The following is a 16,834-nucleotide window of genomic DNA, read 5'->3' as shown; positions in this document are numbered from 1 at the left end:
ACGATGCATACCTTATTTCCTGTGCAAACTTATGCGCAAAACAGCCACCTTGATGCAAACCCTGAGCTAGATGTCGAGGCTGTTCAATGGTCGCTGATTAGCCATTTAGTAGAGTGCTTTCTATTAGAGCAGTGGGTGGATGAGCAACTTATTCAAGTGACAACTACCACCGAGTACTTGGCAAATCATCAGACGACTCAAGCTCAAGACGAGCATCAATTTTTAGCGTCGCTACCACAGCAGTATCAAGACTTCTTTGACCAAGATAACCCATTGATGGTGATGCAACTTGACCAAGATAGACAGTTGTTACTATTGGTAGAGCCTGCTTACGCGTCACCGTGGCGATTGTCTAAATCTTGTCTCCCTGTCATACATAACGCTAATCTCAGTTTTAACAGCAATCTTAATAGCATCCTTAATAATAGCCATCATGTGAACAGCGCTTTGCTAGAGCCAGTAGGCTCAGCACAGCAGTTGTTAGATATCTTCTTATCAATGATGGATAGTGCCGCATTATCTGATGTTGGTGTCTTAAAGCTAAAAGAGAGCTTAGAGGCTTCTTTTATAGCTCAGAAACAATCAGCAACTGCAAATATCGCGACTACAGTATGTCAGCATACGCATTGGCATCAAACCTTGATTGCGGCGGAGCAGTGGGCCTCACTGATGGATCGTCCTTTTCATCCATTGGCTAAAGGCAAATTAGGCTTTACTGCACAAGAATATAAACGCTATATGGCAGAGTTTAACCAGCCCATTACGCTGGTATGGGTCGCCATTGCCAAAAGCCATGTCATGGTGGCAGAGCATGTTCAAGACACAACAACGCAAAACCCAGCGAAATATCTTTTGGATACTACGCAGCAGCAGAAGTTGATGCGAGAGCTAGATGACAAAGGTATTGCAGACACGCACATTGCGATGCCCGTACACCCTTGGCAAATGACTCATGTAATTGATGAGATGTATGCCGACGATCTTGCCAATGGCACAGTTGTCGCCCTCAAGTTTGATGCGCTCATCACTTATGCCAGCTCATCCATGCGCAGTATGTTAATTGATGCTGATACGCCAAATAGCATTAAGCTGCCTATAGGTGTGTATGCACTGAACTCAAAGCGTTACTTGCCAGCCCTCAAGCTGATCAATGGTGAAAAAAACCAAGCCATATTGATGCAGGCAAGAACGTTAGACCCTGTACTATCAGCACAGCTACGGTTATGGGATGAGCGCCTGTGGTGGGGTTGTATGTCTCCGTCTCATTTGCATGATAAAAGCGCTATTAATCCGCAATTTTATCAAGAAAAGCCCACGCATCTAGGCGCGATGCTACGTCAATTACCAGCAGATCTATGTGACGATACGATTCGATTATTACCGATGGCAAGCTTGGGTATGTTGGTCTATAAGCAAGGTGTTAGCCATCACATTTTTGACGGCATTGTTCAGGAGGGTATTGATAGTACTACCCAGAATAGTAGCCAAAACAGTGCTCAAGACAGCTTTCAAGAAGGCTCGCCACAGAATAAAAAACTCGCTGTCATAGCGTGTTTTAAAAACCTTTGTGATGTGTTTTTGGGAACGATGCTGCGCTGTCTACGCCTAGGGTTTGCGCCTGAGATGCATGGGCAAAATATTGTTATCGTATTAAAAGACAATCGTTTTACGAGTCTGTTACTACGTGACCATGATTCCGTACGCATCCATCTACCATGGCTGGCACGCCACAAAATATCAGATCCTGAGTATCTAAGCCCACCAGATTTTAAAAACCGTTTATATCGAGAGACGCCGCAAGCGCTGATATTTTATCTACAGTCATTAGGGTTATTAGTCAATATTCGAGCGATTATCGAGTCATTGGTTGAGCACTATCATATCAATGAAGATACGCTGTGGCACGAGGCAATGACTAGTATCGAGGAATCCTTAGTGACTATCGATTTTGATGACGATCAACGTCAGATACTTCATGACGAATTATTAAGCAGTTCACACTATCCGCATAAAACATTGCTATTGCCTGTGATTGCCCGTGGCGCTGATCCTCATGGCAGTATGCCAGCGGGAGAAAGTAAAACGAACAATCCGTTCAAGCGTATCAGGAACAGTGGTTAAAATTATGAAATACCATGATGAGAACATAATGGATGACATCGATATTCACGACCTTATAGACAGTTATAAAGAGATAGGTACCTCAACCATTGGTCATCTGACGGGAGAGGGGTATTTACCAGATATTAAGCCACTTAATCCTTGCTCAAATACTATAGTAGGCCGAGTGTTTACGGTGCAACTAACCTCGGATAATACGGATGCAATCAACCAAGCATTGATTCAAGCAGCGCCTAATGATGTGTTATGTATTGATGCTCAAGTATTAGGCATCAAAGCATGTTGGGGAGCACTGCGAACTTGCGCGGCTATCTATGAGAAGCTATCCGCCGTCATTGTCATTGGACAGGCAACTGACTCGGTACAAATTCAACAATTGGGATTTCCTGTATTTGCACAAGGTGTCAGTGCTGTGACCACCTTTAAAAGCAATCACATACAAGGCACGCTAGCATCCGATATTGCCTATCGCTTTGGTGAGCAGACCACGCCTATCCGTACAGGCGGCATTGCCATTATGGATAATGATGGTGTGTTTATATTGCCTGTTGATGTCGCGCAGCAGCTATTATCAGATTGTCAAAAAAAGCACAAATCAGATGAGGTGAAGTTTCAGATATTTTTTGAGGCGTATCGTAATAATCAGCTAGATAAGTTGTTTGAGAGCTAGGGCGTGTCGCTATTTTGAGATGAGGATACACCCTAGGGCGTGTCCTCATTTTAAAAATGGTGATAAAAATGAGATAAATTGCAGTCAAACAAGGAAAATAGCGCAGATAATATCGAGATATTAGTCAGCTATTTGACGCCATTTGGCAAGATTTAGCCATTTTTAACCCATTTAGATAATTATCGATTGAATTGAGGACACATCCTAATACCATGAGAAGATAAACTTACATTATTGTAAATACACCTAGAAATAAAAACGATTATCATTTAGAATGCGATTCACAAAGTTAGTACACACAGTATTATTAGCTAAATATAACGCATACCACTATTTGACTACCCAACTAAGTGAAATAACCTAAGTGAAATAATTATGAAAAGCCATCATCAAGTTGCTCTATCCGTTCTAACCCTCTGTATTAGCCAGCAGTTATATGCACAAACCAATGATAATACGGCATCTGTGGCTGAAGATACTTCAGCAGAGCTGGCTTTGAGTGCAGCATCAACTGAGACACCCAATGTGACTTTAGACGCCATAAACGTCACTGCACAAGCCAGAACGGGGACTGCGCTGGCGCAAAAAATCAGTGAGATGCCAGCCGTCACGCAAGTGATTACTGAAAACGAGATTCAGATGCAAGCCACGGGTGACCGTACCACTGGCGACATATTGGCACAGCTGGTTCCGAGCTTGGGGGCGAGTAGCGGCTCAACCAGTAACTACGGCACCACCATGCATGGCCGCCCTGTGCAGTTTTTGTTGAATGGTGTGCCGTTGAGCAGCTCACGTAGCCTATCACGCGAGCTAAACAGTATTGATCCTGCGCAGCTTGAGCGGGTAGAAGTGCTCTCGGGTGCTACCAGTATCTATGGTGCTGGCGCGGCAGGTGGTCTTATCAACCTTGTGACAAAATCTCTCGTGGGTTATGGCCCGATCAGACAGACCAGAGTCGGCATCAGTAGCAGCCGAGATTTTGAGTCAGACTCATTGGGTTATCACGTAGGGCAAACTTTAGGATATGGTGGCGAGCGGGTTTATGGGCGTTTAGATGTCGACTATGATAGCAAAGGCGGCAAGTTTGATAGTCATGGCGATCGTATCAGCCCAGACGCCAACCAAACGGATCAACAAGATACCAAAGCTTTGAGTGTGAACGGTAGCTTAGGTATGGAGCTCACTGATAGCCAACGTCTTGATCTCGCCGTGACTTATTATAAAGATGAGCAGGACACCGACTATGGCCCAGACTATGGTAAGGGTTTAGGCGTATTATTTGGCGAGACACCCTCTCTAAAAGCTATTGATGGCGCGAATGTAAAAAACGAGCCTTATACGACTAAGACATCAGTCAACCTAAACTATAATAATGATGATATTGCAGGCTCAAATCTGAGTGTTACTGGTTATTATCGTGACGAAAAAGGCCGTTTTTATCCTTCTGCCAAAAGTGCAGGAAGCCAAGCAGCTGAAGTATGGCAGGCGAATGGCCTTACTGACAAAGCCACGCTGAAAAAGCTTAAAAATGCCGCCGTATTTGTGACTCAGTCAGAAGCGGATATCGAAGTCATGGGTTTGCGTGCTGCTATGCAAACAGATAGTGAAATCGCGGGTAAAAAGACACTGTTTAGCTATGGTGTGGATATTGAGCGCGAAAAAAGCGAGCAAACTTACGACGGACAAGACTTAAATAAATTTAAGGCCAGCAACGGTCTAAGCGCTCAGCCAAATGGCCTTAGCTATAACGGCGGACCAGATACCACCATTGATAAATGGGGCGCTTTTGTCAATGCGGATGTAGACTTGACGGATAAGTGGCATACCAGTGCTGGCGTGCGTTACCAAAAGCTCAAAGCAGAAACCAAGGCCTTCACGCCTATCTATGAGCAACTGCTTGAAGAGTATTTTAATGATCCTCTTATCAGCGGAACAAGCGCAGCTTATGGCATTGACTATCAAGCAGGAACCGTAGAAAAAGGCAACACCGACCATGACAAAACCTTGTTCAACATCGGTACGAGCTATCAGCTAACACCAAATGACCAAGTCTTTGCCAATTTTTCACAAGGGTTTACCACCGCAGATATACAACGTGCGCTGCGTGATGTGCGTGCAGGATTTGTGGTCAATTCAGACAACGTACAACCAATTGCGATTAACAACTATGAGTTTGGCTGGCAGGGCAAACATGGCGATACCGCTGCCCGTTTGAGTGGTTTTTATAACGAATCAGATAAAGTAGTACGCTTTACAGACAGCTATACTGTCGAGGTTGTCGATACCGATGAGCGCATCTATGGCGTTGAAGGGTCGCTCAGCCATGACATTAGTGATAAATGGCAAGTGGGCGGTAGTGTGGCCTATACCCGTGGTCAATATGACAAAGATGGTGACTGGCTGGAGCTGGATGCCGTGCGTTTGACACCGCTAAAAGGCACTGCATTTGCTCAATATAACTTTGATGAAGGCAGCAACATACGTCTGCAAGCACTGGCGATGGGCGGTGATGATAGAGCCTTTAAGGATCAACAAAAAGACGCTGACTCTAGTGCATTACCTGTGACAGGCTATATGACACTTGATGTGTTAGGACAAGTAAAAATGCCAGTCGGCCGAGTAGGTTATGGTATTTATAACTTACTCAATAAAGACTATCTAACGGTCTATCATCAAACCACGTTTGGTGACTTGAACCGCTTACCTGCCTCGGGCACGACTTATGGTCTAAGCTATACCGTCGATTACTAAAAAACCAACGCATTAAAAAAACCCTTCATGCTAACTTTTTATAGCGTGAAGGGTTTTTTAATGTGCTTATTTTACGTGTCGGTAGCGACTAAGTTTGAACGGTCCGTTTGAGGCATTGTTTTATCACCAGCGAAGGTGCCAAAAACACTTTTTTTCTCAGTCTGATCTACTATTTTGGCGCCCACTAAATCACCAACGACGTTGCCAAAGGTGAAGATCATATCGACCAAAATATTGATACCTGCGGTGAGCGCAACGATTTCAATAGGCAATCCCGCTTGGGTAAAGACGATAGACATACCGATTAATCCAGCACCTGGCACACCAGCCGTACCAATCGCAGCCATAGTGCCAATGATGACAATGGTGGCCAATTCAGGTACCGACAGTGACATGCCCATGATTTCTGCTGCAAAAATAACAGCGACACCAAAACGTAATGCCGTCCCATTCATATTTACGGTTGCGCCAATAGGCAATGTCAGTTTGGCAACACGCTCACCAATACCTGCTTTTTCTGCACATTTAATGGTAATCGGTAGCGTGCTCAGACTACTGCTGGTCACAAATGAGGTAAAGGCCGCTTCTTTGATGTTTTTATAGAATTGAATGACTTTCACGCCAAACAGTTTCAACATGATTGGGAACACAACCCCCACCAATATGATGACGCCAAGGTATGACGTACCAATAAATTTACCCAGCGCAATAACGACGTCCAATCCTTGCGTACCAAAGGTATTGGCAGTGATGCCCAATACACCAATCGGTGCATATAATAGAATACCGCTTAGTATTTTGGAGACGACTTCGTTGCAAGCTTCGAGCAGTCTGAATAAAAAATCGCCCATTTCTTGTTGCTTCTCATCTGCCGAATGGCGCATGAATAAAATAGCCAATCCAGAGATAACCGCGACAAATACGACAGCGAGAATATCACCTTGAGCAAAAGCATGGAAAATATTGCTGGGTACCATATTCAGTAAGGTATCAATGAAAGACGGGCGGGCAGGGGCGTCCATAGTGACGGCGGTGGGCAACGAAAATCCTGCACCAGGATTGGTCATTTTTGCCAAAATAATACCAACGACCACCGCAATACCCGTTGAGACGATATAAAAGGGGAATATTTTTAGCCCTATACGACCGAGCTCTTTAGGGTTGGAGTGATTGACGGCGACCATCAAAGAGAAAAGAACAAGAGGTATCACGACCATTTTTAATAAGTTTAAAAACAGGGTTCCAAGCGGTGACAGAAAACTACTGTGCTCGCCCAGTACCAGTGCCAAAAAGATACCTATTAAAAAGCCGCCCGTCATTTTTACCATGAATGACATGCTGGTATACCAACGCCAAATTATTCCCATTACTATCTCCTGTTATTTACAATATCTGTCACTGACTTTTAAAAGGATATGTCGAGATGGGCAAGAGAATATTTCGATTTTAGACATTCCATTGTCCAGTCCTGTATGATTCAAACGCTTTGGCTTGATACGGATGCTGTCAGTTTTCAGACATGTGATATTAGAATTTTTCCTTAAGGTAAGGATACTAAACACCAACAATCACTGAAACAAGCGAATTAAATGATGGCGAGCATTCCTTTTTTTCTTACTAATGGAGGAATGTGCGCCTATTTTTAGCGAATGCTTAGGCGCTTTACTTGATATATAGTCGATCAATTTAAAGCGGATACAGGATGGTTGGGATAGGTTTTACAGCCTTTGGAGTGTTTTGTACACAGCAAGCGAGGCAGGATTATACCAGCAGACCTTAACCACAATTACTATTTTGGATTTAAAAATAAGTTATGAAAACGGATACCAACAGTTCGCTAGATTTTAGAAAATATCCTTCCACCAAAGCTTTACAATGTTTTGAGACAGCGGCTAGACACTTAAGTTTTACCAATGCCGCGCAAGAGATGCACATGACTCAAAGCGCCATCAGTAAGCAAGTCGCGCAGCTAGAGGAAGTGCTAAATATTGCTCTGTTTTATCGAACACCGCAAAAAATCTCATTGACGCCTGCTGGCAAGATGTATTATCTGGATGTGCTAGATATACTAAAACATATCGAGATGGCAACGACCAACTTAGTGTCGCACAGTGATAATACTGAGGTGTTGAGAATTGTCTCGCACCCAACGTTTTGTTCACGCTGGCTCATTCCTGCGTTGAGTGGGTTCAATGAGGCGCATCCTTTAATCAACGTAGAAATCAAAGAACAGGTTGGACCGTTTTTCTCTGAAGACCAAAATGTCGATATCGCGTTTTTGTATGGTACGGGTATTTGGGGTGGCATGGAAGCGATTAAGCTGTTTGATGAATACAGTGTGGCTGTCTGTCATCCTGATTATTTAAAAGACGAAAAACCCTTCACGAGCACTGTCGCTAATTGTACCTTATTGCACCTCAACTCACGCTTAAATGCATGGCATGAGTATTTTGATCAACAGGATATCAGTGTTAACACGACGTTCGTTGGCCCACGTTTTGATACGTTTCAGGCATGTATATCAGCGGCATTATTGGGGTATGGTCTCGCGCTGGTACCGCTACGCTTGGTAGAGCGTGAGCTGCAGTCAGGGGCGCTGGTCACCGCATGGGATTATGCTGCAAAAGGCAGAGGGTCTTATTATATGACCTATCCATTATCACTTGGTGAATCACACAGAATAAAAGTCATTATAAATTGGATATCTGCTTATCTTGAAACTTAGGGCATATTGAACCGTTAAAAAACGAATCGTGCTTGTTGGTCAGATAAATATTTACCGCTAATCGATAGTAATCAGTGCAAGTGTGTTTAATTGGAATTTGTTGAAAGGCTTCATAAGACTTTGATTGAACATATATTTATGCTTAGGTCTTTCTTGTTTTAGCTTTGATTTTTACCACAATGACGAAAAGGAATGAAAGCACAACTATTATTCGTTTGCTGAGTGCATCAGGTTTTGCTGAAATGAGGGTCACATTTAAGGAAGATAAGAGACTCTTAATGGATAAGCTATACAACGTTACTGATGCTTTTACGATGGTGCATCCCATCACCGTAACCAAAGGTAAAAATGCAAAAGTTTGGGATAATAACGACCAATGCTATATTGATTTTGTGGGTGGTATTGGCGTCTTGAACTTCGGACATTGCCACCCTCACATCGTGACGGCCATTATCAATCAAACCCAATCGCTCATTCATTATGCTTACAATGCAGCTGCTCACACTCCCTATCAAACCTTCATGCCACGATTGTGCGAGCTCATTCCTATCAGTGGTGAGCTCTCGGGCATGCTCACCAATTCTGGTGCGGAAGCCACAGAAAACGCCATAAAAATTGCCCGTCTCAAAACCCAGCGCGTCGGTGTCATTGCGTTTGATGGTGGGTTCCATGGACGGACACTTGCTGCTGTCAACTTGAATGGTAAAGTTGCTCCTTACAAGCGAGGATTGGGGCCGTTAGCCGGCAGTGTCTATCACATTCCTTTCCCTAGTCCAGATAATGAGGTGAGCGACCAACAGGCAATCGATGCATTAAATCGTTTGTTTGAAGTAGAAACTGACATCAATAATATTGGGGCGATTATCGCAGAGCCCATACAAGGGGAGGGCGGGTTTCAATTAATGTCGCGCTCTTTTGCTCAGTACCTGCGCGCCTTTTGTGATGAGCACGGTATCTTGCTGATTATGGATGAGATCCAATCAGGCTATGGGCGTACTGGTTCACCTTTTGCCTTTTCACATTTGGGCATTGAGCCAGATATGATACTGCTGGGCAAAAGTATCGCAGGCGGCTTGCCCTTAGGTGCGGTTGTAGGCAAGGCCAGTGTCATAAATGGCCTGCCTAAAGGCAGTTTGGGCGGTACGTACTCTGGTAATCCAGTGGCGTGTGCAGCGGCAAATGCCACGATAGACATCATGCAAGAGGATGAGATATGGGCATCTGCGAAGCACTATGCGCAAGTGATTGAAACAAGTATCGCGCAATGGCAGGCGGAAGGCGTTTGCCCTTGGCTGTATGGTCTCACGGGTATTGGGGCGATGCGTGGTATTGAGCTGCGTCATGCGGAGTATGGCTCTCATCCTAGTGTGATGACTCACGTACTAACCCAAGCACGAAAGCGAGGCTTACTGCTTATGCCAAGTGGCAAGCACCGTCATATCATTCGATTGTTACCACCGCTGACCATTGAGCCTGAAACGCTACAAGCTGGCCTTGATATTTTAAGAGACGTATTACGTACGATTCCTAATCAAAATCCAGTCGACTGGTCTTAAGCACAAATTACTAATAAATGAGTTACCAGCAATAGGCTCTCTCAGTAGCTATAAAAAGGATAAATATCTATGAACAATAACAGTTTTATGAGTAGTGATTTTATGAGTAGCGATGATATTCGCCATCAGTTTTCTGTGGCCATGTCAGCGATGTACCAAGCAGAAGTGCCGTTATATGGCGATCTTGTTGGTTTGGTCACTGACGTGAACACCGAGGTTTTAGCTGCTCAACCTGATCTTAAAGCGCAGCTTGAGCATACTGGCGAAATGGATAGGCTCAGTATGGAGCGCCACGGTGCCATTAGAGTGGGTACTGCTGATGAGCTTAGTATGATGCGTCGATTGTTTGCAGTGATGGGTATGTATCCTGTGGGCTACTATGATTTGGCCCCAGCTGGTGTGCCCGTACACTCCACCGCATTTCGAGCGACTGATGCAGCGTCATTGAGTAAAAGCCCCTTTCGAGTGTTTACGTCATTGTTACGTTTAGATCTCATTGGTGATGAAACGCTCAAAGAAGAGGCCGTAGCAGCATTGGCCCGCCGCAATATTTTTACTGATACTGTCATCGAGCTTATCGAGTCTTTTGAAGCGCAAGGTGGTTTGAGCAAGCAAGCAGGCCAGCAGTTCGTCGTTGAGGCACTAGAAACGTTTCGCTGGCATGACAGTACCCCTGTGTCAAAAGAGCTATACCAGCGGCTATTACATCAGCATCCGCTTATTGCTGATGTGGTTGGCTTTAAAGGCCCTCATATTAACCATTTGACGCCTAGAACATTGGACATCGATGTGGTGCAACATGAGATGCAAGCAGCAGGCATACCGTCAAAAGCCATTATCGAAGGACCACCACGAAGAGCTTGTCCGATCTTACTAAGACAAACAAGTTTCAAAGCGTTAGAAGAGGCTGTGAGCTTTAAAGTTGCCAATACATGTGACTCAAATGGTGGCTATGAGCAAGGCTATCACACTGCACGCTTCGGAGAAGTTGAGCAACGTGGAGTCGCATTAACGCCAAAGGGTAGAGCATTATATGACCAGTTGCTTAACGATGCTCGTAACCAGCTAGGGGTGACCCCAAATGAAGCCAATGCCTCACAGTATTATCAGATTTTAGAGGCGACATTTGCTGCATTCCCTGATGACTATCAAACGCTACATAGCGAAGGCTTGGCGTATTTTTATTATCAACCCGTGGATAACAGCAATACTGACTTGCAGCTCACGAGCTTGGAGATGGCGGAGTCCAAATCTGCGATTATCGAGCTGATCGAAAAAAACGTGATACGTATTGAGCCTATTGTTTACGAAGATTTTTTACCTGTGAGTGCGGCAGGAATTTTTCAGTCGAATCTACGTGGTGATAAACAAAGTAGCTATGAGGGAAATTCAAATCAGCAGGATTTTGAAAAAGCACTGGGTACTCACGTTCAAGATGAATTGGCTTTGTATGAGATGACCCAAGCTCAGAGTCTGCAAGATTGTTTTGTTGCCTTACAAAAGTCAGCATAAGTGTTAAACACGTATGATCGGCTCAAAATAGCACAACCTCTGTGTCACTATTGATAAAAATAGTGGCAGCTATTAATGCGTTTTTATTTACTATCGTAGGGAATATATCCGGTGAATAATTTTTCAGACCTCTCACAAGGGGTGGTTGATATTATCATACAAAAGTTGCAACAAGATCATGGTTACGACCCCAGCCAAATCAAAACCGACGCTGAGAGCTTAGCGCACTGGGGCAAAGACTGGACCAAGCATTTTGCCCCAGCGGCTGCCGCCATCGTCTTTCCAAAGACCACTGAACAAGTACAGACTATCGTACTGCTTGCCAATGAGCACAATGTCGTCCTAACCCCAAGTGGTGGTCGTACAGGTCTCTCTGCTGGTGCTGTCGCTGCCAACGGTGAAATCGTCGTTAGCATGGATAAGATGAACCGTATCGGACAGTTCTATCCTGCCGATCGCATGGTTGAGATTGAAGCAGGTGTCGTCACCCAGCAGTTGCAACAGTTCGCCGAATCAAAAGACCTATACTACCCTGTCGACTTTGCCTCAGCAGGATCAAGTCAAATCGGCGGCAATATCGGTACCAATGCTGGCGGTATCAAAGTCATTCGTTATGGCATGACCCGTCAATGGATCATGGGACTGACCGTCGTCACGGGTAAAGGCGATATCTTGCAGCTGAACCGCGGCATGGTAAAGAACGCCACGGGCTATGATCTTCGTCAACTGTTCATCGGCAGTGAAGGTACGCTTGGCTTTGTCACTCATGCGCAAATCAAGCTGGAACGTCAGCCACAAGACTTAAACGTCATGGTGCTTGGCATGGACAGCTTTTATGATGTGATGAACGTGCTCTCTGCCTTTCAAGCGCAGATTGACTTAACGGCTTTTGAGTTCTTTGACAATGTGGCGATTGACAAGCTAATGGCACATGGTCAAGTACAAGAACCCTTTGAATCACGTACCAAGTTTTATACCCTGCTAGAGTTTGAAGCACCATATGAGCCAATCATGGACAAAGCCATGGCGATATTTGAGCATTGTATGGAGCAAGGTTGGGTCGTCGATGGTGTCATGAGTCAAAGCCTCGCGCAGGCAGAAGAGCTGTGGAAACTGCGTGAGTATATCTCGGAGACCATCTCAGTATTTACGCCTTATAAGAATGATGTATCGGTACTAATAAGCCACGTACCGACCTTTATCGAAGAGATTGATCATATTGTCAGCAGTAACTATCCTGACTTTGAAGTCTGCTGGTTTGGACATATTGGTGATGGCAATTTGCATCTCAATATATTAAAACCAGAAAGCATGAGCAAAGATGATTTCTTTGCCGAGTGTCAGATCGTCAATAAACACGTATTTGAGACGGTACAGAAGTATGGCGGCTCGGTGTCTGCTGAGCATGGCGTGGGCATGACTAAGAAGCCATATCTACACTATAGCCGCAGCGAGACTGAGATTGATTATTTACGAGAGGTCAAAAAAGTCTTTGACCCAAACAATATTATGAATCGTGGTAAGATTTTTGATATGTGATGAGCACTCGAATCACTTACCTAAAATAGAAAAACGTTAATCTAGGGCGTGTCCTCATTTTTATCACCATTTTTAAAATGAGGACACGCCCTAAGAGGCTAGCGTCTTTTTTATGGTTTGAATATATAAGTCTGTTGAATATCCCAGCCATGGTAAATATTGGACATAAAGTAGAGGCAAAAACGACAGATTAAATCGAGGAGTTATGCTGTGTTTTTCGGAGATACAGCGGCATACGTGAGGCCTTCATACTCCGTTGAAACACGAGTACCGCCACCTCCCTCAAGTGTCTGACCAATATTGGTCAGTGAGCCGATGATGGCGGTGTTTCCAGTCGCACGCGCAAACTCGCAAGCCGCTGCAACTTTTGGTCCCATAGAGCCCGCAGGAAGATCAAGCTCACTTAAAGCATCTGGATGCGCCTGCAAGATGCTTCGTTGTTTGTCAGTCCCAAAGTCTGTATAAACATACGCCACATCTGTGGCAATCACCAATAACTCACATTCAAGGCTACGGGCAAGTAAGGATGCGCACAAATCTTTATCGATTACTGCCTCGACCCCTTGCAAACAGCCATCTTCATAAAATGCCGTTGGGATACCACCTCCGCCTGCACAGATCACAATCGCGCCCTTTTCAAGGAGCCACTGTATGGGTTTTAGCTCAAATATTTTTTTGGGCTTAGGGCTTGCAACCACTCGCCTAAAGTATTGACCATCGGCTTTAACAACCCAGCCTTTTTGCGCACTTAGCTTTTCTGCTTCCTCTTTTGAGTATACAGGGCCAATAGGCTTGGTTGGATTGTTAAAAGCAGGGTCTTTACGGTCGACTTCTACTTGAGTGAGTAGGGTAGCAATGGAGGAGTCTCTCGGCAGGACATTCCCAAGCTCTTGCTCGATGATGTAGCCAATCATACCTTCCGTTTCTGCGCCCAAAACGTCTAATGGATAAGTATCGACTTCAGTGTAAGCCGCGCCTTGCAACGCAAGCAAACCGACTTGAGGGCCATTACCGTGAGCAATGACTAACTCGTTACCCTCCGTGACCTTACTGATTTGTTCAACGGCCGTCTTGATGTTTTGGCGTTGGTTTTGAGCAGATAACGGCTCTCCACGTTTTAATAAAGCATTACCACCTAAGGCAATTAGTAACCTCATGATATTTCCCTACGCATTGTCTTCAGTTAACGTCATATCAGGGCGTGTCTTCATTTCAAAAATAGTGATAAAAATGAGATAAATGGCAGTCAAACGAGGAAAGTAGTGCAGATAATATCGAGATATTGACCAACTATTTGACGATGTTTGGCAAAATTTAGCTATTTTTAACCTATTTAGATGACTATCGATTGAATTGAGGGCACGACCCAGTAGCCCATGCTGCAAATGGCATACATTCGGTATATGTTAGATATTACCAAGCGCAGAGACCAGAACGGCTTTAATCGTATGCATACGGTTTTCGGCTTGCTCAAATGCGATGTTGTAAGGGGATTCAAATACCTCTTCGGTCACTTCGATACCCTCTGCGAGCTGTGGGTATTTTTCAGTGATTTTTTTACCAACCTCGGTATCTGAGTTATGAAAAGCGGGCAAACAATGCATAAACTTCACTCTTGGATTGCCAGTGGCTTTTATCAGATCCATATTGACTTGATAAGCCATTAGCGCATCGATTCGCTCCGCCCAGCTCTCAATAGGCTCACCCATCGATACCCATACGTCGGTATGAACGAAATCAACGTCTTTTGCCGCCGTTTTTACATCTTCGGTGATGGTAAGACGCGCACCTGATTCTTTGGCAAAGTCTGCACAAGTGGCCAAAAAGTCTGCTTCAGGCCACAAATCTTTAGGGGCACAAAGGCGTACGTCCATACCCATCTTAGCGCCCATTAAATATAATGAGCGGCCCATGTTATTACGCGCGTCACCAAAATAAGCATACTTAATCTGATGGGTTGATTTGTCGGTATGCTCACGCATGGTCATTACGTCTGCTAGCATTTGTGTGGGATGAAATTCATTCGTTAGGCCGTTAAAGACAGGAATATCCGCATATTCTGCCAACTCATTGACAATCTCTTGACCGAATCCGCGATACTCGATGGCATCATACATACGGCTCAACACACGAGCGGTGTCTTTCATGCTTTCTTTATAGCCGATCTGTGATGAGTTTGGGCCAATAAACGTCACATTGGCACCCTGATCATATGCCGCTACTTCAAAAGCACAGCGAGTGCGGGTTGAGGTCTTCTCAAAGATTAGCGCAATGTTTTTGCCCAAAAGATGCTTTTGTTCTGTGCCTGAGTATTTCGCTCTTTTTAGGTCACGAGCCATATCCAAAAGATAAGTAAGCTCGCGTTCACTATGATGCATAAGGCTTAGCAGATCACGGTTGTGAAGATTGAAACTCATGATAATTCCTTAATTTTTAGTGTTTGTTTATTTTGAATGGACTATCACTGTATTTGGCACCGCTATGAGCAGGTAGGATTCAACATGCTCTAGGGTGTGTCTTCATCTCAAAACTGGAGATAAAAATGAGATAAATTGCCGTCAAACCAGAAAAATAGTGTCGGTAATATCGAGATATTGACCCGCTATTTGACGATGTTTGGCAAAATTCAGCCATTTTTAACCCAGTTAGATGACACTCGTTTGAATTGAGGATATGCCCTAATCTGTTGAATCGCGAATGATAGGGCAAGTCATGCAGTGACCACCACCACGTCCACGGCCCAGCTCGGAGCTTGGAATCGTAATCACTTCAATGCCTTGTTTGCGCAGTAACGTGTTGGTATAAGTGTTGCGGTCATAAGAGATGACAACGCCTGGCTCAAGGGCAAGGACATTGTTACCATCATCCCATTGCTCACGCTCAACTTCGTAGCTATTGCCGCCTGTTTCGACCACTCTTAATTTATCGACCCTTGCGGCTTCTTCTACCACTTTCAAAAAGTGTCTGTCATCTTCGCGCACATCTATACCGTGTGGCTTGCTTTCGTCAGGACGAATATGAAAGGTCGTAATATGATCTGTCACTGCCGGAAACACGTTGACCAAATCAATGTCGCAAAACGTAAATACGGTGTCCAAGTGCATTGCAGAACGTTGATTAGGTAAGGCTGCTACGATGATATGGTCAACCGAACCATCGATGAATAAAGTTTTGGCCAGTCTGGTAATCGCTTGTTGTGACGTTCGCTCACCCATACCAATCAGCACGGTTTTGTTGCCAATAGGCATGACATCACCACCTTCTAAGCTACAGCCGCTTAAATCTTCTTCAGTATCATCCATCCAAATTTTGAAATCAGCGCCTTTAAAGTCGGGATGAAATTTATAAATAGCAGAAATAAGAAGCGTTTCTTGCTGGCGGGCGGGCCAGTACATGGGATTAAGGGTAACGCCGCCGTATATCCAATTTGAGGAATCACGAGGGAACTGAGTATTGGGCAGTGGTGGCAATACAAACTCAGTCGTACCTGACAGTGCGGATAATTTTTTGAGTGACGCCCCAATATCATTCGGTAACTCTTCAGTGGTGACACCGCCAATTAAAAACGAGGACAGTTTCTTGTGCTCAAGTTTGGTCAACCAATCTCTCACTTCGCCAGCCAATAAAGTACCGACATGATTATCAGTGATTTTATGATCCATAATCCACTGCATGGCATCACTATTATCAAGGGTTTGTGCGAGCAGTTGATGCATCTCAACCACCTCAATATCACGATCTCGCATCTTTGTGACCATATCATAATGATCACTTTTGGCTTTGCTAACCCACATGACATCATCAAACAATAAATCATCGCAGTTTTGCGGTGTCAGTCTTTGATGGGCAAGACCTGGAGAACACACCATAACTTTGTGTAATTTACCGACTTCTGAATGAACACCTAAAGATTTGTCAGACATTTTTTTATCCTTATGCGGTTTGGGTGCAAGTATCTCA

At 44.5% G+C, this 16,834-nt stretch carries 11 protein-coding genes; 7 read left to right on the top strand and 4 right to left on the bottom strand.

Features of this window, described 5'->3' with window-relative positions; translation table 11 throughout:
• Positions 1-3 precede the first annotated feature (3 nt).
• The 3 genes from QL982_RS07185 to QL982_RS07175 all read left to right on the top strand — a co-directional run bounded on the left by QL982_RS07185 (position 4) and on the right by QL982_RS07175 (position 5,542).
• Positions 4-2,121 (top strand): IucA/IucC family protein, encoded by a 2,118-nt coding sequence (locus QL982_RS07185; protein WP_290161516.1) that lies wholly within the window; start codon positions 4-6, stop codon positions 2,119-2,121.
• 4 nt (positions 2,122-2,125) lie between these two features.
• Positions 2,126-2,791 (top strand): RraA family protein, encoded by a 666-nt coding sequence (locus QL982_RS07180; RefSeq protein ID WP_290161514.1) that lies wholly within the window; start codon positions 2,126-2,128, stop codon positions 2,789-2,791.
• Positions 2,792-3,166: 375 nt separating this feature from the next.
• Complete coding sequence (locus QL982_RS07175; protein ID WP_290161512.1) at positions 3,167-5,542, top strand: TonB-dependent receptor; 2,376 nt, start codon at positions 3,167-3,169, stop codon at positions 5,540-5,542.
• 71 nt (positions 5,543-5,613) lie between these two features.
• Here the strand turns inward: QL982_RS07175 and QL982_RS07170 are convergent, their stop codons facing one another.
• A complete protein-coding gene (locus QL982_RS07170; RefSeq protein WP_290161510.1) occupies positions 5,614-6,909 on the bottom strand; it encodes a dicarboxylate/amino acid:cation symporter in 1,296 nt (431 codons plus the stop codon).
• A gap of 446 nt (positions 6,910-7,355) precedes the next feature.
• Between QL982_RS07170 and QL982_RS07165 the strand changes: the two genes are divergently transcribed.
• From QL982_RS07165 to QL982_RS07150, 4 genes are all read left to right on the top strand, one after another.
• Positions 7,356-8,267: a LysR substrate-binding domain-containing protein gene (locus QL982_RS07165; protein ID WP_290161508.1), complete on the top strand. Its 912-nt coding sequence runs from the start codon at positions 7,356-7,358 to the stop codon at positions 8,265-8,267.
• Between the two features lie 278 nt (positions 8,268-8,545).
• Positions 8,546-9,823: an aspartate aminotransferase family protein gene (locus QL982_RS07160; RefSeq protein WP_290161506.1), complete on the top strand. Its 1,278-nt coding sequence runs from the start codon at positions 8,546-8,548 to the stop codon at positions 9,821-9,823.
• Between the two features lie 69 nt (positions 9,824-9,892).
• Entirely contained in the window at positions 9,893-11,335 is a 1,443-nt protein-coding gene (locus QL982_RS07155) for a VOC family protein (protein WP_290161504.1), read from the top strand.
• Positions 11,336-11,476: 141 nt separating this feature from the next.
• Positions 11,477-12,874: an FAD-binding oxidoreductase gene (locus QL982_RS07150; protein WP_290161545.1), complete on the top strand. Its 1,398-nt coding sequence runs from the start codon at positions 11,477-11,479 to the stop codon at positions 12,872-12,874.
• A gap of 203 nt (positions 12,875-13,077) precedes the next feature.
• Here the strand turns inward: QL982_RS07150 and arcC are convergent, their stop codons facing one another.
• From arcC to arcA, 3 genes are all read right to left on the bottom strand, one after another.
• Entirely contained in the window at positions 13,078-14,031 is a 954-nt protein-coding gene (gene arcC / locus QL982_RS07145) for a carbamate kinase (protein WP_290190248.1), read from the bottom strand.
• 249 nt (positions 14,032-14,280) lie between these two features.
• Positions 14,281-15,291, bottom strand: coding sequence for an ornithine carbamoyltransferase (locus QL982_RS07140; RefSeq protein WP_290161500.1), 1,011 nt, complete (start codon positions 15,289-15,291; stop codon positions 14,281-14,283).
• Between the two features lie 261 nt (positions 15,292-15,552).
• Positions 15,553-16,797, bottom strand: a complete 1,245-nt coding sequence (arcA, locus tag QL982_RS07135; RefSeq protein WP_290161498.1) for an arginine deiminase — start codon at positions 16,795-16,797, stop codon at positions 15,553-15,555.
• Positions 16,798-16,834: the final 37 nt, after the last annotated feature.

Origin of the sequence: Psychrobacter sp. 5A.1 (assembly GCF_030407455.1) — a bacterium.
Classification (GTDB): domain Bacteria; phylum Pseudomonadota; class Gammaproteobacteria; order Pseudomonadales; family Moraxellaceae; genus Psychrobacter.
The sequence above is the reverse complement of the archived record's forward strand: the minus strand, read 5'-3'. Positions and strand labels throughout refer to the sequence as shown.

What these genes read in the sequence shown, in the direction of transcription:
- QL982_RS07185 (WP_290161516.1), top strand. Translation starts at nt 4, where the DNA reads ATGCATACCTTATTTCCTGTGCAAACTTATGCGCAAAACAGCCACCTT.
- QL982_RS07180 (WP_290161514.1), top strand. Translation starts at nt 2,126, where the DNA reads ATGAAATACCATGATGAGAACATAATGGATGACATCGATATTCACGAC.
- QL982_RS07175 (WP_290161512.1), top strand. Translation starts at nt 3,167, where the DNA reads ATGAAAAGCCATCATCAAGTTGCTCTATCCGTTCTAACCCTCTGTATT.
- QL982_RS07170 (WP_290161510.1), bottom strand. Translation starts at nt 6,909, where the DNA reads ATGGGAATAATTTGGCGTTGGTATACCAGCATGTCATTCATGGTAAAA.
- QL982_RS07165 (WP_290161508.1), top strand. Translation starts at nt 7,356, where the DNA reads ATGAAAACGGATACCAACAGTTCGCTAGATTTTAGAAAATATCCTTCC.
- QL982_RS07160 (WP_290161506.1), top strand. Translation starts at nt 8,546, where the DNA reads ATGGATAAGCTATACAACGTTACTGATGCTTTTACGATGGTGCATCCC.
- QL982_RS07155 (WP_290161504.1), top strand. Translation starts at nt 9,893, where the DNA reads ATGAACAATAACAGTTTTATGAGTAGTGATTTTATGAGTAGCGATGAT.
- arcC (WP_290190248.1), bottom strand. Translation starts at nt 14,031, where the DNA reads ATGAGGTTACTAATTGCCTTAGGTGGTAATGCTTTATTAAAACGTGGA.
- QL982_RS07140 (WP_290161500.1), bottom strand. Translation starts at nt 15,291, where the DNA reads ATGAGTTTCAATCTTCACAACCGTGATCTGCTAAGCCTTATGCATCAT.
- arcA (WP_290161498.1), bottom strand. Translation starts at nt 16,797, where the DNA reads ATGTCTGACAAATCTTTAGGTGTTCATTCAGAAGTCGGTAAATTACAC.